The organism is Fibrella rubiginis, from assembly GCF_017353185.1.
Taxonomy (GTDB): Bacteria; Bacteroidota; Bacteroidia; order Cytophagales; family Spirosomataceae; genus Fibrella; species Fibrella rubiginis.
On sequence record NZ_JAFMYV010000005.1, the window covers coordinates 170,988 to 188,620 of the forward strand.

13 protein-coding genes and 1 tRNA gene are annotated in these 17,633 nt (G+C 54.1%); 9 read left to right on the plus strand and 5 right to left on the minus strand.

Annotated elements, in window-relative coordinates; genetic code table 11:
* Positions 1-112: 112 nt before the first annotated feature.
* A complete protein-coding gene (locus J2I47_RS11795; RefSeq protein WP_207364786.1) occupies positions 113-1,423 on the plus strand; it encodes an LVIVD repeat-containing protein in 1,311 nt (436 codons plus the stop codon).
* Position 1,424: 1 nt separating this feature from the next.
* Positions 1,425-2,036 (plus strand): hypothetical protein, encoded by a 612-nt coding sequence (locus J2I47_RS11800; RefSeq protein WP_207364787.1) that lies wholly within the window; start codon positions 1,425-1,427, stop codon positions 2,034-2,036.
* Between the two features lie 104 nt (positions 2,037-2,140).
* Here J2I47_RS11800 and typA read toward each other — a convergent pair whose 3' ends face one another.
* On the minus strand, positions 2,141-3,955 hold the full coding sequence (typA, locus tag J2I47_RS11805) for a translational GTPase TypA (protein ID WP_207364788.1): 1,815 nt from the start codon (positions 3,953-3,955) through the stop codon (positions 2,141-2,143).
* Positions 3,956-4,257: 302 nt separating this feature from the next.
* Between typA and J2I47_RS11810 the strand changes: the two genes are divergently transcribed.
* Positions 4,258-6,393, plus strand: a complete 2,136-nt coding sequence (locus J2I47_RS11810; RefSeq protein ID WP_229374537.1) for a ComEA family DNA-binding protein — start codon at positions 4,258-4,260, stop codon at positions 6,391-6,393.
* A 265-nt stretch (positions 6,394-6,658) separates the two neighbouring features.
* Here J2I47_RS11810 and J2I47_RS11815 read toward each other — a convergent pair whose 3' ends face one another.
* Both J2I47_RS11815 and J2I47_RS11820 read right to left on the minus strand, forming a co-directional pair.
* Positions 6,659-7,555 carry an FKBP-type peptidyl-prolyl cis-trans isomerase gene (locus J2I47_RS11815; RefSeq protein WP_207364789.1) on the minus strand — a complete coding sequence of 299 codons (897 nt, stop codon included), beginning with the start codon at positions 7,553-7,555 and terminating at the stop codon, positions 6,659-6,661.
* 96 nt (positions 7,556-7,651) lie between these two features.
* Positions 7,652-8,722, minus strand: coding sequence for an MBL fold metallo-hydrolase (locus J2I47_RS11820; RefSeq protein ID WP_207364790.1), 1,071 nt, complete (start codon positions 8,720-8,722; stop codon positions 7,652-7,654).
* 93 nt (positions 8,723-8,815) lie between these two features.
* Between J2I47_RS11820 and J2I47_RS11825 the strand changes: the two genes are divergently transcribed.
* From J2I47_RS11825 to J2I47_RS11860, 6 genes are all read left to right on the plus strand, one after another.
* Complete coding sequence (locus J2I47_RS11825; protein WP_207364791.1) at positions 8,816-9,499, plus strand: NUDIX hydrolase; 684 nt, start codon at positions 8,816-8,818, stop codon at positions 9,497-9,499.
* Positions 9,500-9,751: 252 nt separating this feature from the next.
* Positions 9,752-9,823: transfer RNA gene (locus J2I47_RS11830), tRNA-Arg, on the plus strand.
* 349 nt (positions 9,824-10,172) lie between these two features.
* A complete protein-coding gene (locus J2I47_RS11840; protein WP_207364792.1) occupies positions 10,173-10,517 on the plus strand; it encodes a DUF6883 domain-containing protein in 345 nt (114 codons plus the stop codon).
* A gap of 22 nt (positions 10,518-10,539) precedes the next feature.
* Entirely contained in the window at positions 10,540-10,776 is a 237-nt protein-coding gene (locus J2I47_RS11845) for a DUF4926 domain-containing protein (RefSeq protein ID WP_207364793.1), read from the plus strand.
* 84 nt (positions 10,777-10,860) lie between these two features.
* On the plus strand, positions 10,861-11,676 hold the full coding sequence (locus J2I47_RS11850; protein ID WP_207364794.1) for a hypothetical protein: 816 nt from the start codon (positions 10,861-10,863) through the stop codon (positions 11,674-11,676).
* Positions 11,677-11,768: 92 nt separating this feature from the next.
* Positions 11,769-12,365, plus strand: coding sequence for a type II toxin-antitoxin system PemK/MazF family toxin (locus tag J2I47_RS11860; RefSeq protein WP_229374538.1), 597 nt, complete (start codon positions 11,769-11,771; stop codon positions 12,363-12,365).
* Here the strand turns inward: J2I47_RS11860 and J2I47_RS11865 are convergent.
* The gene (locus J2I47_RS11865) at positions 12,351-12,749 is read right to left on the minus strand and encodes a hypothetical protein (protein ID WP_229374539.1); all 399 of its coding nucleotides are present in this window, start codon (positions 12,747-12,749) and stop codon (positions 12,351-12,353) included. The two genes, J2I47_RS11860 and J2I47_RS11865, sit on opposite strands and share 15 nt — an antisense overlap.
* A gap of 89 nt (positions 12,750-12,838) precedes the next feature.
* On the minus strand, positions 12,839-17,617 hold the full coding sequence (locus J2I47_RS11870; protein ID WP_207364795.1) for an SdrD B-like domain-containing protein: 4,779 nt from the start codon (positions 17,615-17,617) through the stop codon (positions 12,839-12,841).
* Between the last annotated feature and the right edge of the window lie 16 nt (positions 17,618-17,633).

Here is a 17,633-nt window from a genome sequence, read left to right on the forward strand (position 1 = left end):
CGATGGCCTTGCTGCCGGGTGATTTTTTTTGTGCCTGATTACAACGGTTGATCGGCGCTGAGAGTCATGCCGTTAAGAAACGTTAATAGCTCCTCATTATGAGTGTTTTACCATGAAAAAACTGATCTACTTCCTCTGCCTGCTGCCCCTGATCTGGATCGACTCGTCGTGTACGGATCAATGCACCGAAACCCGCACGTTCCGGCAGTTTACGCCAGTTTCGCTTACCACCACGCAGGTACGGCTGGGCGTAGGCGTAGACAAAGCCCGTGGCATGGTTAACCCCGGTAAGCTCTACACCAAAGACGGCTATCTGTTCATCAACGAGTTGAAACAGGGTATCCACGTCATCGATAACCGCAACCCGTCGGCCCCCAAGGCGCTGGCTTTCATCAGTATTCCCGGCAACGGCGACATCGCCATCCGCAACAATTTCCTGTATGCCGACAGCTACATGGACCTGGTCACGTTCGACATCAGTAACCTCGCCGACATTCACGAAGTAAGCCGGTCGAAAAACGTGTTTACGCAGGGGCAGTTCGACGGGGGCTGGTGGTATTACAACGCTGCCAGCAACAGTGACATCATTTCTGATCAGCGTGTGGACTACGTGACGCAAACGCTAAAAACAAACTGCGAAGCTACCCCAACAGCCACAGCCGGGTGGCGCACCGATGTCATGAGTTTTCAGTTTGCATCGGTCGCCAAAGATGCTTCATCAACGGGCAGCACCAATGGCACCAGTGGCTCGATGGCCCGGTTTGCGCTTTACAACGATTACCTCTATGCCGTGGGGCAGTCGGACATGAAGCTGTTTACTATCAGCAAGCCTGCTGCACCTGCGCTCAGCAACACCATCAACATGGGCTGGGGCATCGAAACGATTTTTCCTTACAAAGACAAGCTGTTTCTGGGATCGCAGACGGGCATGCTCATTTATGACAATACCAACCCGGCGCAGCCAAAGCAACTATCAGTGTTTCAGCATGCCCGTCGTTGCGACCCGGTGGTGGTCAATGACAACACGGCCTACGTTACCCTGCGGGGCGGTGGGGGTTGCGGCGGGGCCAGCAATCAACTGGACGTGGTCGACATCACCAGCCTGACCAATCCTAAACTCCTGAAAAGCTATCCCATGCGCAGCCCGTATGGCCTTGGCGTCGATTTTCCGAACCTGTTCGTTTGCGAAGGGGCCTATGGTATCAAGTCGTTCAACGCCGCCGACCCCATGCAGATCGACAAGAATCTGCAGCAGTATATCGAGGATGTACAAGCCTATGATGTGATTCCGTTGGGGGGCGTTTCGGGGCAGAAAACACTGCTGCTCATTGGCCGTGATGGCTTCTACCAGTATGAATACACTTCTGCCGGTCGGTTGCGCCTGTTGAGTAAGCTGCCCGTTACCCGTCCAAGCCTGACCTGATATGCTATCCAACCGAATGCTGCTGTGCCTGTGGGCACTACTGGGCAGTATGGCTGCTGCCCAGGCTCAGTTTCCGGTAACGAAACAGGGCCGTCCGTTTGTGAATTATACCGAATTGGGTGGATTGTTTGGGCGCGTGGCCTACGCCGTTAACACCTGGAATGGTAGCGGCGACGAACAGGTCGATAACAAGCTCAGCCTGACGATCCAGACCTTCAACGGGGTGCAGGTGTGCCCGCGGCTGGCTGTGGGTGGTGTGGTAGCCGTCGACTGGTATTCGGCGGCGCTGTTGCTGCCCGTGGGGGCGGGGCTGCGCTACGACCTGACCAAACCCAACGATAAAAACGTACGGGTATTTGTCTCTGCCGACGCTGGCTACGGTCTTAACTGGCTTAACAAATCCAGCACCAATAACGAAGTTAAGGGTGGCCTGATGGTGAATCCCGGCATCGGCATGCGCCTGGGTAAGCCCGGAAAAGGTGCTTTTGTGCTGTCGCTAAGCTATAAACGGCAGGCTGTACAAGCTCAAAAGCCCCTGCAATGGAACGACATCAGCCGCGACGAAAGCCGGGTATATAACCGGCTGGCGGTAAGGGTGGGGGTAATGTTTTAAACTAGTTTAAGGTCTAATGTCTAAAGTCCAATGTTGGCTGGCGCGAGAGCAGTACGCTTGCGCCAGCCAACATTGGACTTCAGACATTAGACCTTAAACCTTTCTTACGCCATCGCGAACTTGTTCGCGTTGCGTTTCCGCTCGTTCTCGTCGAGGAATACTTTACGGATACGCATCGACTTCGGCGTTACTTCGAGGTATTCGTCTTTCTGGATATACTCCATCGACTCTTCCAGTGAGAACTGAATCTTGGGGGCAATCTTCACGTTGTTGTCTGAACCAGACGCCCGCATGTTGGTCAACTGCTTGGCGGTCTGTACGTTAACAACAATGTCGTTCTGGCGGTTGTGCTCACCGATAACCTGGCCGGCATAAATTTCTTCGCCCGGATCGATAAAGAACACCCCCCGATCCTGGAGTTTGTCAATCGAATAGGCCGTAGCCGAACCGCTCGTCATCGAGATCAACGACCCGTTGATCCGCTCAGGAATGGCGCCTTTATAGGGCTCAAAACTCTTGAACCGGTGTGTCATCACGGCTTCACCAAAGGTAGCGGTGAGCACGTTTGAGCGCAGACCGATCAGGCCCCGCGACGGAATTTCGAACTCAAGGTGCTGCAGGTCGCCTTTCGGTTCCATAATCAGCAGTTCGCCTTTGCGCTGCGTAGCCAGTTCAATCACCTTACCGGCGGTCTCTTCGGGCACATCAACCACCAGAGTTTCAACGGGTTCCAGCTTCTGACCGTTCTCGTCTTCTTTATACAGCACCTGCGGCTGACCTACCTGCAACTCGTACCCTTCGCGACGCATGGTCTCGATCAGTACTGACAAGTGCAGAATACCCCGGCCAAACACCAGGAAGCGGTCTTCGCTGTCGGTGGCCTCTACGCGGAGGGCCAGGTTCTTCTCAATCTCTTTGTAGAGCCGGTCACGCAGGTGGCGCGAGGTCACAAACTTACCTTCCTTACCAAAGAACGGCGAGTTGTTGATCGTGAACAGCATGTTCATCGTCGGCTCGTCAACGGCGATCCGGTCAATGGCTTCGGGGTTTTCGAGGTCGGTAACCGTGTCGCCAATCTCGAAATCTTCCAGGCCCGTAATGGCGCAGATGTCGCCGCAGGGAACTTCGGCAACTTTTACTTTACCGAGGCCTTCAAACGTTTGCAGCTCTTTGATTTTTACGCGTTTCACCACGTCCCCAACCTTCACAAGGGCCATGTTGGCACCTTCTTTCAGTGTACCCCGCGACACCCGGCCAATGGCGATCCGACCCACGAAGGCCGAATAGTCGAGCGAGGTGATCTGCATTTGGGGGGTGCCTTCTACTACCGGCGCGGGCTTGATGTGCTCCACGATGGTATCGAGCAGATAGGTGATATCGGTAGTTGGTGTCTTCCAGTCGGGACCCATCCAGCCCTGCTTCGATGAGCCGTAAACGGTCGGGAAATCGAGTTGATCTTCGGTGGCGCCGAGGTTAAACATCAGGTCGAACACCTCTTCGTGTACTTCGTCGGGGCGGCAGTTTTCTTTGTCAACCTTGTTGATCACCACAATGGGCTTCAGGCCAAGCGTCAGGGCTTTGCCCAGTACGAAACGCGTTTGGGGCATAGCACCTTCGAAGGCATCGACGAGCAGGCAGACGCCATCAGCCATTTTCAGTACACGCTCTACCTCACCGCCGAAGTCGCTGTGGCCTGGGGTATCGATGATGTTGATCTTTACGTCTTTGTAGCGCACCGATACGTTTTTCGACGTAATGGTGATGCCACGCTCACGCTCCAGGTCATTGTTATCGAGAATCAGGTCCTGGAATTCCTGGTTTTCGCGGAAAAGTTTCGACGCGTGAATAATCTTGTCGACCAGCGTGGTTTTGCCGTGGTCAACGTGGGCGATAATCGCAATATTGCGGATGGATTGCATACGATGTCAGAAGTGCCTGAAAGGGTGCGTTTCCTGTCAGGAACAGCACCGGCTAATTTTCCCGCAAAGGTACGAAATCTTACACTGAAAAACAGTTATTTACAATTTATTAATCTGTTTTCGCGCGTAGAAGCGTATCACACTGGTATAAGTGCAATTTGTTCAACTAACCATCCTGTAAGAAATAGTGCATTGGTTACTTGTTGCCGGTTGCCGTAGCAAACCGGCTGATTTTCAGTTACTCGCTTGACTTGTTACGTCACCTGCCGTAGTTTTCGCGACCTACCGAAACCTACCTGCTTTTGAGACGAACGTTATACCCTGTTTTGGGTCTATTGGGCCTTTTTGCCCACGCCGCCACGGCACAGTTTTCCCCGCCCATACCCCTCGCCAAAATACCCGGTTCTGTCCGCCCCGACGAGGCCCTGACGCGGCTGTTTCAGGACCTGTTTCCCGTGCAGACCGATGGCGCTGACTACCAGGCCGTGTTCGACAACCTGGCGCAGCTTTACGCCAACCCACTCGACCTGAACACCGCCACCCACGACGACTTGGCGGCCACCTACCTGCTCTCCGAACGGCAGATCAACAACCTCATCAGCTACCGCACCACCTACGGCGACCTGCTGGCCGTGGCGGAATTGCAGGCCGTGCCCGACTTCGATGTGGTCACGATTGGGCGGATCAGACCCTTTGCCACCACCCGCGCCGGTACCCTCACCGCCGATCTGCCCGCCCCCACCGACAACTACCTGATGCTGCGCTACGAACGCGTTCTGGAAGAGCAGAAGGGGTTTTCGGTCGCCACGCCTGACTCAAAAGGTAAGCTGCCCCTGCGGTATCTGGGCAGTCCGGGACAGTGGTACGGTCGTTTTCGCCAGAGCAGGCCGGGCGTCTACAGCGTGGGTGTGACGGTGGAACAGGACCCCGGCGAGGTATTTCGCTGGAACTCCAATACGCGGCAGTATGGCCCTGACTTTGTGTCGTTTCACGCCCAGGTTCAGAACCGGGGCCGTTGGCGAAACGTGATCATCGGCGATTTTCAGCAGCAGGTGGGGCAGGGGCTGGTGTTTTCGTCGGGCTTCTCGCTGGGCAAAAACGCCGAGACCATCCTGACCGTGCGCAGGCCCACGCTGGGGGCGCGACCCTATACCTCGCTCACCGAATACGGCTACCTGCGCGGCCTCTCGGCCACCTATGCCCTGCTGCCCAACCTGGATTTGACCCTGCTGGCCGCCCGCAACCGCCGCGACGGCAACGTGATTACAGGGGCTACCGCCGCCGACGAAGACGTGGTTAGTTCCTTCGGCACGTCGGGCCTGCACCAGACCCCGACGGATTTGCTCGACCTGCGCTCGGTGCTGGAAACAAACCTGGGCGGACACCTGCATTTCCACCGAAACGGCCTTCAAATAGGCCTCAGCGTGCTGCAAACGACATTTGACAAGACACTGAAGAAGCGTGATCAGACCTACAATCAGTATGAGTTTACGGGCAAACAAAACCGGGTGGTGGGCCTGCACGGGAGCTACGCGTGGCGGAGTATGAACCTCTTCGGCGAGGTAGCCCACAGCAGCGGGTCGGTGCTGAACAGCGGGGGTATCGGGGCCGTGGGTGGGGTGCTGGCCAGTTTGGGGCGGCGGGTCGACGTGGCGTTTTTGGTCCGGCACTACGACCGTAACTTTCACTCGTTCTACGCCAATGCTTTTGGCGAAGCGGGCAAGACAATCAACGAAACGGGCGTGTACGGTGGCGTGAAATACAGCCTGTACCGGACTTTTACCCTCAGCGGTTTTGTAGACTGGTTCCGGTTTCCGTGGTGGAAATACCTCATCGATGCGCCCTCCGGCGGATTCGATTACCTCCTGTCGGCGCAATACTCACCAGATCGGCAGACGCATTTCGCCTTGATTTTTCATGACGAACACAAGGAAAAGAACCGTCCGGGCGGCGTTCCGTCCAATAGTAAGCTGACACCTAAAGAAGTGGTGAACACGGTGCGCCGCAGCCTGGCCCTCACCGCCGAATGGATGCCCGCGCCGGGGCTGACGTTGCGGTCGCGGTTGCAGGCGGGTTTGTACGGATATACCTCGTCGCCAACGAGTTCGCAGGGGTTTGCCGTAGTGCAGGATGCCACCTACGAACGCGGTCGACTGAGTTTGAGTGGCCGCGTAGCCTACTTCAGCACCGACGATTACGACAGTCGGCAGTACGTCTACGAACGCGATGTGCTCTACGCCTTTTCCTTTCCCGCCTACGCCGATCAGGGGTTTCGGCATTACCTCCTGGCCCGGTATCAACTTAATCAGCACCTCGATATCTGGTTCCGCTACGCCCGCACCGACCTGCTCAACCAACCCGACATTGGCTCTGGCCTGGACCTGATCAATTCCCCGCACAAAACAGAGATGAAGATGCAGGTACGGTGGCGGTTTTAGGGGGTAGTTTGGGTGGGGATTGTTTTCAGGCGAGGGTCTACCTCACCCCCGGCCCCTCCCCTTAAACAAGGGGAGGGGAGACGAGTTCGAAAACTTTACAACCCAAGGCAAGCCTTATGTGTAATTGTATATTGGTAAGGCTCCCCTCCCCTTAAACAAGGGGAGGGGTCGGGGGTGGGGTAGACCCTCGCCTGAAAACAATCCCCCACCCCCCAACAAAAAAAGCCCCCGCTTCACAGCAAGGGCCTTTTTCTTACTAATCCCGTCATTGCGCCGAAACAATTTCTATATCAAACGCCAGCGGCGTGTACGGTAGAATTGGGCCTGCTCCCGTGGAGCCGTAGCCCAGCGACGAGGGAAAAATGATGGTGCCTTTCTCGCCTACTTTCAAGGCTTTGATACCCGCCTCGAAGCCCGGCACGACCTGATTGCGGCCCAGGGTCACGTCGAATGTATTGCCGGAATTATTGTCGAAAACGGTGCCCGACCGAAGCAGCTTCCCCGCATAGCGCACCGTCACTTTTTGTCCGTCGGTGAGGGTGGCACCGGTGGTCGTGCTTACCGTTTTGCTTACCCGCAGGCCGGTTGATTGTTTCTCAACGTTCTTCAGCTTGTTGCGGGCTATGTAGTCTTCAATCTGTGCATCTTCAGAACGCACGGCCTTTAGTACTACGTCGAAGCGAACAGGCGAATTGGCGGGTAACGACCCTACTACCCGGTCGCCGAAGGCTACGTAGGAAGGAAACAGGAAAATGGCTTTTTCACCCTCACGCAGCTTACCAAAACCGATTTCAAGCCCTACCAGCATTTTACCCAGGCCAAACGGAAAGTATGTTGACGAGTCTTTTTTGGTGCTGTCGATGCGCGTGCCACCCAATGACCTAATCACGTACGAAAATTCCAGTTCGTCGCCCTGGGCGGGTGCTTTTCCGGCTGGGTTTGCCTGAGTGATCACGTATTTAACACCATAGGCTGCCGTCTGAACGGGCAGGTTATTCTGCTTGATATAAGCCGAAAATTCTGGACCCTTGATATAGGTGGTAATGTCGGTGGTGTCTTTCGCAAAATTGGATATTGCCGGATCGACATATGTGTCTTTACACGACAGGAAAAAGGCCGCAAAACCGAAAACGGCGACAAATGCTAAACTAAGCTTACGCATAAAAATAGTGCTGATGGGGAACACCAACTCCGGTGCTCGTGGCAAATAAGTATTACAAAGAATACCCCGTTTTTGGCGGAAACGTTGGAACGTAGCCTAAAAATTTACGCTTTCCCCGTTTTTTAGCGCCCGGAACCGGGCAGGGTCAATGGCTTTTGTGGCCAATGCCCGCGCCAAATCGGTGACGGGTTCGCCTTCTCCATCGTCGGCAAGGGGAAAAGTGCCGAAGTGAATGGCCATGCTCTGCTGCGATTGCACGTCCTGATGCACCTGCACGGCTTCGGCAGGGCCAATGTGCACCGGCGACATAAACCAGTTGGGTTTATAGGCACCAATAGGAATCAGCGCCAGCCGCAACGGGCCAAACTGCTGACCAATGGTCCTAAAATGCGGCCCATAGCCCGAATCACCCGCGAAGTAAAGCTTGCCAACGTGCTTGTTATCAAGTATATAACCCGCCCATAGTGTAGCATCACGGTCGAACATGCCGCGCCCCGAAAAGTGCTGCGCAGGCACGCAATGGAGGGTGGTTTGATCGTTTATCGGGGCGGTTTGCTGCCAGTCCAACTCCGTTATGTTGCTAACGCCTTCGCCTTCCAGAAATGCTTTTACGCCCAGCGGACAATAGATGCGGGGGTGATCGCGGTTGGCGAGTTTTTTGACGGTGCCAATTTCGAGGTGGTCCCAGTGGTTATGGCTTAGCAGCAGCACGTCGATTTTAGGCAAATCGTTGAATCGAATACCCGGGGGCGAATTGCGGGCCGGGCCAATGAAGGAGAACGGGCTGACGCGGTTCTCGTAGATCGGATCGGTGAGTACGTTCAGCCCGTCGAACTGAAGCAGCACGGTAGAGTGGTTCACGTAGGTGACGCGGACGGGTCCTTTTCTGGTCGAATCGACCGCCACACGGTCAGCGGGTTTGGCCCCGGCGGCTTCGTTGTGGAAAGGGGGCCAGGGTTCAGAAATATCGTGGTTCAGCTGCCATTTGATCACGTCCATCAGACCGCGGGGTTTGGGGGCGCCGGGCGTGAAAAACGTTTTGCCATTGAAATGATCCGACACGGGGCCGGTGTATTTGGGGGCCGAGATGAGGTAGCCGATGAGCAGCGCTACGAGGAAGACCACAACAAGGAGTACCAGCAGGCCAAGCAATATTTTTGAGAGCATAGAACAGGCGGGAATTTGTGGCCTGGTTTTCTAACAGTGCCCTTTGTCTGGCAGTTCATCAGACACAACCCGTTGCCAATGTCATTTACCCCTATGGCCAATCACCGCGCAGAAGCATTAGAAGATGCCCCTAAATTCAAATTCTGGAAAGGTCAGCTTGAAAAAAATGGGCTGACAATCAACAAGATAGATGACCATTTCATTCGCAGGCGGCACAACGGCGAAGTCTTGTTTGCCATGCTCACCGTAGACGCCGACACGCCCGAAGGCGACAAAATTCCGCCGGTATGTTTCCTGAAAGGGCACGCCGCTTCGGTGCTTGTCTGCCTCATCGACGACCAGACGGGCGATAAATTTGTGGTGCTCGTGCGTCAGCGTCGCATCTCCGACGGCTCGCACACCTATGAACACCCGGCCGGTATGGTCGACACCGACGATGACCCTACCGATACGGCCGCCCGCGAAGTAGGCGAGGAAATTGGCCTGGATATCAGCCCTGATGAGCTAACGAAGCTGAACCCGCAACTGTGGTTTCCCAGCACCGGCACCAGCGATGAGGCCATGCATTATTACTTCGTAGAGAAGACCATGCCCCGCGACGAGATCATGGCTTTTCACCTGAAAAAGATTGAAAGTGATTCTGAATATGAGCGCATTACGTCGGTGATTGCCACGCTACCCGAAGCGCATAAGCTGGTCACGAACGTCAACGGCCTGCTCATCCATTTCCTTTACCTGCACAAGGTGGGTGATTACGAGACAATGAAGAAGCTGTAGGGATTGTAGGGATTTACGAATTACGATTTTTGCTGACGCCTGTACAGCAGAGCAACGCTCCGCTTACTTACTAATCTGTCGCACACTTGTTAAACAGCGGAGTGGAACGCCACCCGGCAACGTTCCGCTATACAGGCGTCATCAAAAATCGTAATTCGTACCTCGTAATTCGTAAATCCCTACGTCGTAATTCATAATTCATCCTTACATTTGCACTCCCAAACGCCTCTAACGAGCCAATTTGGGCATTCTGCTTCCGTAGTTCAATGGATAGAATTTCGGTTTCCGGTACCGACGATAGGGGTTCGAATCCCTTCGGGAGCACTAAAAAAGCCGCTGACTGTAACCCAGTTAGCGGCTTTTTTTATGTTATTATTGTTTCATTCTTAATTAGCTTTCGAATCAAATCACAGGGTACTTCGGCTTATAACAAGATCATGCAAGGCATAACCTTACAGGCTAACTCCAATGGCCAGACCATTATTACCATCGACTCTACCAACCTTGACCCGGTTGGTAGTCCGTTGGTTGAGGGATTGTTATAACTCGTTCGTCGTACTGATGCGGAAACAGCACAGGAACGCGTTGACTGGCAAGCGTTGGCCCATGCGTCGCTCAACCGGGTGTATGGCACCGATGAACCCGATTACAGCGACGTACCCGCCTATCGGCTATGACAGATGGAGAACAACTATCCAACTGCGAAAAGGCTCATATAGCCGATGTCAAACTATACCGCTATTTACTTAACCACGAACACCCCGAAGGAAAGAGCAAGGCCCGGTTTTATGAACGCATTGGCTACACGCCCGATCAGGCCGAACAACTACGGTCAGACCTTATACGGCTGGCCTGTTCTGGCAGTGTAAGGGGCGTACAAGCCAACGCACAAGGCCGAAAATACGCCGTTGTAGGACCGATCAACGCACCCAACGGCAGAACATACCATCTGCTCAGCGTATGGGCTGTAGAACCGCCTAACGACGAACCCCGATTGGTCACTGCATACCCAAGCTAACTACGGCAGATGCCGCACAACCATGATTCAGGAACTCGATTTAGTAGCCCTGCTCACCGACCGCCCCGCGCTGGGATTGCGCCGGGGGGACGTGGGCACCGTCGTTCACCTCTACGCTAATAACGAGCTGTGCGAGGTGGAATTTATCAACGCGAAGGGCGACACCGTGGCCGTTGAAACGCTGGCAACGGCAGAAGTCCGGGCCGTTGATCTGGGCCGGGTGATACTGCATTACAGCGACCTAGAAACCGCCGCTTGACCACCGCGAAAACCTGACGAAACCTGACATTTCCAGCCCTTACGGGGCATTTTGTCCGCATATAGAGCAAACCAAAATTGACCAATGGAAAGTGATATAATTGAAGAACTGACCCTGTACGCCGACAAGTTTGATCTTGCATATATGCGGCTTGAATCCTACGAAAAATCTCAGAGCGAGGCAGAAATCCTACTTAAGTTAGAGCTTGATGATTGGGGGGAGATTTATGAAACGATAGAAACTGTATATGATCAGCTAAAAAAAGAGTTGAACGCGAGTGTATTCAAGGCGAACACAGATTCACAACAATACTTCTACTTAGGCAAGGTTGAGAGGTTTATGAAGTCGATTGCTGACATAGATCATGCCGGTACACAGATGTGGCTCAAGGAGTTCAGTAAGTCATTCTCTGATGAACGTATATTAGACATAATTGGGTACCTCCATCTCATAGTTGATAGCCTAGACGATATAAGAGACTTCATCGCTAGCCATTTTCAAAAGTCTCTAATCCTATCTTTGAATTCAACAAAGTTCCCATTTCTGACTGGTATAGTTAGGTACTCGCTCCTTTGTGACAACGAAATCACTACTGATTTGGAAGACCCGGAAGATGCTACGCCTAAAATATCAAACCAAAAACTGCAATGGACTTGTAAACCCGCCGTTGCTGGGTATATCATTTCAGAACTAATCCGAGCCGGATACCTTGCGCCACCAACTACCGGAGGAGAAATGAGTTTAAATAAATTGGCTGGAATCTGCAATCAGTTATTTGATTTCAAAGACCATGCGCCAACGGTAGGGAGTTGGCGTAATGTGATTGATCCTGAACGTAATACCTTGCCAGATTTAAAACGTGCTAAACTGGTTTTTCCTGACCTCGACCAGTTAACTTGATTGTTCTTTAACTACTGTCATGACAGTAGCATGATAGTTAGAGCGCGTTAGCCCCCGCCAACTTGCCACCGTAATCAAACCCCGATACGGCCATGCAGTACGGCACAGTCACACAATCCCAAGTTACCCCCGATCAGTTGACCGAACTGGTGAGCGTCATTGTGCGCTCGGAGTTGGCGAATGATACACCTTCCGCGTCGGTTGAGGCTGATAAGCCTTTGCAAAAAGAGGCAATTGGTCCGCGGCTTAGCAAGCCCGACATAGTGAAAGGGAGAATCCGGCACCGCCGCCGCCGGTTACCTGCCCGAAGCGCATTACCGCCCCACCTTTCTTCAGTAGCAGAGCCTCTTCAGGAGGGAGATATAGCGATTGGGTTCATTCAGCAATCGGACGGATCACACAAACGGCGGCCTGTATTATTGCTGCGGCAGATGCCGGTCGGTCCGTCGATTTGGCATGGTGATTTCCTGGTTTGTGGTATCTCAACGCAGCTACGACAGGCTGTAGCAGGGTTTGATGAGGTCTTGCAGCCCACCGCCGAAAACCAGCTACGGGCCACGTCGGTGGTGCGATTGTCCAACCTGATTACCTTGCCGGATACTGATATTGGTCGGACTATTGGGTTCATTTCCAGTGCGCTACATGCTGATCTGCTGCAACGCCTAGTCCGCTACCTAACTGCGACTTAACCCCTGATGCATGCGCAGGAGGTACTGGATTGTCCAGCCGGAACCGTTGTACTCGCTGAGCTGACTGGCTTTGAATTGCAACGTGCGTTCAATGCGGCGGCGTTCGGCAGAGGGGAGCGCCGCTACCTGCTGACTTAGCTCGACTAAGGTGTTGGTGAGTTGCTGGCTGGCGGTGTTCGACATGGCGAATAAAGCAGCCAAACGGTCGATATCGACCTGTTTCCAGGACTGTGGCTTGCTACGACGATTGCGGATCACGCCACTGCTGACGCCGATGGCCGCGGCTAGTTGTTCATCATTAAGCGAACATTCCCGCAGTCGCCACATGACGGCCTGATACTGATTCATAAAGGAATGAAGCGTTGTGCGTAGATAGTCAAGCATAGGTTTACGTAATTGGCTACGTAGACCAGGGCAGACAACTGAGGCCCGGTCTACGTAGTAGGCATGAGTACAATGGGATACTTAGCAACTTAGCGTCGCTTTGTTACCATGATTGGTATGCAGACAGCTTTACAACTCGGTACAACCAACGCAGCGTCTACGGTGAGTATGTCCCTTTTCGTGGGGTCTGTTGGCAGGAGCGTGATAATGGGCGATTGGCCCGTTAGGGGATTAGCGTCGCTGTTTAAGGCATCGGGCACACCAGCCGCCTGGAAATCAGGTGAGATAACGCAGGTGCTGGGCAGGCTGGTTTTTACGAACTCAACCACATAACGTCCCGCAGCCAGATTACTGAACAAATACTTGCCGGCACCGTCGGTCACTGTCGCAGATACTACCGAGGTTGACACTACCGAAGACCCAACGGGGCTGGTCACTTCCAGCAGTTTTACCGTCACGTTGGCTACCCCCTGCTCCGTAGCCGTATCATACTTGCCGTCCTGAACTACTTCTTTCCAAACGAGATGACCGATACTGCCGAGTGGTTCAGAACAGTCGATGGGCAAGTTGTTTTCCGCAATGTACGGATCGCCGCCTGTCACGTTAAACACCAGGTAGTACGGATTGGCCGTGGCCGAACCGTCGACAAGGGCCGTGGTGGTTGAGTTAGGCTGTGAACCCAGGCTCACCCAGCCGTTGACTACCCCATCTTTGTCCATTGCCGAACCGTCGAGGCCCGACGGATCAAGTGCTGCACCTGCCACGGGGCGCTGCACGGTTGCCACGCTGTAGCCGTTGGGGTGGGTATAGGCTAGGGTATAGCTACCCGGCGTGCCGTCGGTCAGGAACTGGTAAACACCCGTTGACCCGTTCAGGGTAATGCTCACGCTACCCGGACCCGTTATGCTGATGGTGCCACCGGTCAGAATCGTGTTGGTGGCGTAGCAATAGATATAGCCCGTTGGGTCGTAGGCTTTGCGCTGCACGCCCATGTCGATGGTTGTGTTGTTAGCTGCCAAGCCCGTACCGCTGGGGTTAAGACTGACCACCGGCGAAAGGCCCGTAAGCGGATCAATGTCTGAGTCTCTGGCATCGTTGCCTGCGTTGGGTTTGCCCGAAATGGCGCAGCCCGTTGTCTCGCTGGCGGGTAGTGAAAATTTGAGCTGGTAATCGCCCTGAGGCAGTCCGGTAAAGGCATAGAGACCACTAGCACTGGTAACGGTTGTGGCAACGGGGGTGCTGCTCATAACGCCGCCCACTACCGTAAACAGTTGCACCGTCACGTTGGCTACGCCCAGTTCGTTGACATCCTGTAAGCCGTTATTATTCAAATCCTTCCAGACGAAATCGCCAAGGCTGCCTGTCAGTGGTGTAAAGCCCGCGTCGACGGTTGTGTTGTTTTCACCCGCACTCAGTGTCACCGGGGCTGAAATACCCGTTGGAAATGTGGTGGCGGCAAAACCCGGTGGCGCTGTGAAGCTAACGCTATAGGGGATACCCGGCGTGAGGCCTGTGAAGCTATAACAGCCTACACCCGTGCCGCTGCTGGCCGTGGTTGTGGTGGCAACTACCGTGCCGTTTTGCATCAGCGTTACAAGCACCCCCGCCAACGGCAGATCACCCACGTCCTGTATACCGTTGCTGTTGACATCTACAAACGTTTTGTCGCCAATGCTGCTCAATAGTGGCGTTATACTCTGGCAAACCGGCACCGTAATAAATACCTGGCCGGAACAGCCATTGGCTAGCCAGACCAGCGTATACGTACCTGGAGCAGTCAGGCCCGTTACGGCACTCGATTCGCTGGTGGGATTTGTAAAGGTAACCATGGCGGGGTTGGTACCAGACTGGCTCCAGGCACCACCTGCCATAGCCGTAGCCGCGAGGGTGGCACTGGTTGGGGCCATGCCAGCCTCGCATATCAGCACCTGATCGGGGCCGGCATCGGGAATGGCATTAACCGTAATTGACAGCAATTGCGTAGCCACGCAGCCGTTGGCATCCTGCCGACCCACCACATACGTTACCGTAGTTGTTGGGCTAAGGGTACACGGCAGCGGCAATACGTTCGTGAACGCTTTGGCATCAGCCAGCGACCCAAACAGTTGCGTATTTGACCCGCTGGGGCCTGTATTGACTAAATCGAAACACCAGTTTACCGACTGTCCTGCGCAGATAGTCGTATTGGACACAACCAGCGAGGGCGGTGCCGTCACCGTTAGCGTGGTGACGGCCGTGGCAAGGCAGTTGGGGTTGCTACTCACCGTTACGGTAAATGAATAGACGCCGGGGGCCAGCGTTCCCGTAGTAGCCGTGGCGGTGTTGGCACCCGTCAGCGTGACGCCCGCCGGTGCGGCCCAGGCATACGTATACGAACCTGCCGGGCTTGCCTGTGCAGTTAGCGTGGCGGGCAGGTTGGCACACTGTGTGTTGGTTGGTAATCCATTGACAGCCGCTGTGGCAGAAAGACTACATGCCTGCACAATCAGGGGGCAGCACGTGCCAGCTGCGCAGCCGCCGTTGGGGGCCGTAAATGTATAAACGCCACTGGTGTTGATGACCAGCGAGTTGCCCGTAGCCACTGACGCCCCATCTTTAAACCATTCTACCGCCGAATACTGAGCAGGCACCGTAGCCGTGTAGGTCTGGGTGCCCGTGAGGGCAACGGGCACCGTGACGCAGGCCCGGTCAATATTGTTGTTGGGGTTGATATCGCCTTCCGTCACGCTCAACAGCGACGCCGTGTTGTAGCTGATCCCCTCCCGAATCACGGTGGCCGTTACGGTAAGCGTGGCACTGGCACCAGCACTCAGCGTACCCACGGCCCAGTCACCGGTCCCTGCCGTATACCCGCCCTGCGAACCCACGCCACTCACACCGCTGAAATCAGCCAGGGCCAGCAAGTCGTTAACCACAATGTTGGTGGCGGGGGTAGTCCCGTTGTTTTTCACGACGACTTTAAACGTGACTGCACCGCCAACAGTACTCTGCTGAGCACTGCTACGGATTTTAGTAACGGACAGATCAATGGTGGATGGAATACAGGATGCTGCTGCAACGGTGACGGTGTAATCTGTTTTACAATCATCGGCTCCGTTGAAGAAACGAATCGTATAGGTTCCTCCTGCATTAGGAATACCTGAGATCAGCGTAGTGGGGACCCCGATGATCGCACTCGCCGATGCGTAGGTCGTTGTACCTGTGTATGAACTACCTCCACTGACGGCGAAACGGTCGGCGTTGGCTACACTGGTTAGCGTAATAGACCCGTCATTAACAGGCAATAAACCAGCACAGGTAGGATTAGAAACAACGACCGAAATGGCCGAGGGGATTGTACAGACGGCTACGGCACCAACTGTACCAATCTCTACATCACCCAGTGCCAAGCCTTTAGAACCCAGCAAGGGATTTGTGCCAACACCCGGAGCACCACTGTATGACACCAAATCCTGGTTATCAATTAAGGAAGGCGGGTCAAGACCTATAACTGACAAGCCATTACTGCTTGCGTTGATAGCATCCACGGTTACGCTCAAAAATTCATTCGTACCACTCTTGTAGGCAATACCTCCCAGTGCTGCTTCATCTTCGGGTACTGACATCACGTCACCGTACGTTTGACTTATCGTGCTACTCCAGCCGGAACCAGATGGAAGCACCCGTAGTACATCGCCCGATGCTCGTCCACGTTCATCAAACGTTACTGTAGCACCAGGTTTAGAGTTGCCTTCTGAGCCAGTCTGTAATCCGAACCGGTCCATAACTGAAATCAGCATCGAGCCGTCGTCTACAATTTCTATGTCTGCAATCAATGGCTGGGGATAGAGCTGAAAATAGCCGTCTCCGGTATTAGGAAAGCCATTGCTATAGGAATCGTACCAAGGCACCCATTCAGCCGTATTGTTGGACCCTACTCCCGGAGTGCCGCGTAAATAGTTCAGGTTGACGGCAGCTACCTGCGTGAAGTTGCCTGTAAGTTTATTAAGCCTGAAAATATAACCAATCAATTTAGCCCGGTTAGCAATGCTTTCCCGCGAAGAAGTTGAGTTGAGATCAATTGGCCCCGCAATGGTTGGTGCCGCAGGTGTTACGTCTTCAGCAGAAGCAACAGCGCCCAGGTAAACAGACCCGTCAGCGGCCACTTCTAAACCCCAGGGTCGGAGTTGACCATCCGCTGGTGTCACACCGGTTGATGCTGTGGTAATGGGGTATACCTTCCCTACAACGGCACTGGATGGATTGCTTATATTTACCTCAACTAATTGACGTCCAGCGATATTGACTACCCAAAGTGTATTTTTAGTTGGGCTTATATCAATGTCGCCCAGCGACGACTTACCGGCTAGCGAAAAAGCAGGGTTGTCGGTGCCGGGGTCGGTTGAGTTGGTGCCGAGATTACCGTGATCAGTTGCCCCACCCGTATTGATTGTTACCGCCCCTCCACCCGGCAGTGTGCCGGTAGCGCCGTTGAGATTGATTAGCAAGCCGACGGAAGTAGCTGCGCTGTTGGCACTAATTTTATAGATAGCTCCCGAGCCGCTGGGGCCATAACCAGAGTGCCGTTTAAGCGATGCAGCGGCGTAAAAGCTATTGATACGCGAATCATAGGCTGCCCCCCACGTAGAGCCTATCTGCCCAAAGGTGGCTAAATGCGATATAGCGCTCGCTCCAGTAGACAGGCTATTAGCTCCTTGCTCGGAGTTGTAATAAACACCTACAAAAGCATCGAGTGGACTGCCAGCAGACGGCCCGTTTACGTAACAGGGGATACCTACTACGGGGGTTGGCGTTTGAGCGTGGCTTATCGTTAATTTGAAGGCGAGCAGTATGTAAACCACATAGGACCAGAGTCTACCAGTGGTCATGTTTATAAATGAATGA

Bases quoted from the DNA above. Each gene is read 5' to 3' on its own strand.
- J2I47_RS11865 (WP_229374539.1), bottom strand. From the start codon at position 12,749: ATGCTTGACTATCTACGCACAACGCTTCATTCCTTTATGAATCAGTAT.
- J2I47_RS11860 (WP_229374538.1), top strand. From the start codon at position 11,769: ATGCAGTACGGCACAGTCACACAATCCCAAGTTACCCCCGATCAGTTG.
- J2I47_RS11870 (WP_207364795.1), bottom strand. From the start codon at position 17,617: ATGACCACTGGTAGACTCTGGTCCTATGTGGTTTACATACTGCTCGCC.
- J2I47_RS11845 (WP_207364793.1), top strand. From the start codon at position 10,540: ATGATTCAGGAACTCGATTTAGTAGCCCTGCTCACCGACCGCCCCGCG.
- J2I47_RS11850 (WP_207364794.1), top strand. From the start codon at position 10,861: ATGGAAAGTGATATAATTGAAGAACTGACCCTGTACGCCGACAAGTTT.
- typA (WP_207364788.1), bottom strand. From the start codon at position 3,955: ATGCAATCCATCCGCAATATTGCGATTATCGCCCACGTTGACCACGGC.
- J2I47_RS11840 (WP_207364792.1), top strand. From the start codon at position 10,173: ATGACAGATGGAGAACAACTATCCAACTGCGAAAAGGCTCATATAGCC.
- J2I47_RS11820 (WP_207364790.1), bottom strand. From the start codon at position 8,722: ATGCTCTCAAAAATATTGCTTGGCCTGCTGGTACTCCTTGTTGTGGTC.
- J2I47_RS11795 (WP_207364786.1), top strand. From the start codon at position 113: ATGAAAAAACTGATCTACTTCCTCTGCCTGCTGCCCCTGATCTGGATC.
- J2I47_RS11815 (WP_207364789.1), bottom strand. From the start codon at position 7,555: ATGCGTAAGCTTAGTTTAGCATTTGTCGCCGTTTTCGGTTTTGCGGCC.
- J2I47_RS11825 (WP_207364791.1), top strand. From the start codon at position 8,816: ATGGCCAATCACCGCGCAGAAGCATTAGAAGATGCCCCTAAATTCAAA.
- J2I47_RS11800 (WP_207364787.1), top strand. From the start codon at position 1,425: ATGCTATCCAACCGAATGCTGCTGTGCCTGTGGGCACTACTGGGCAGT.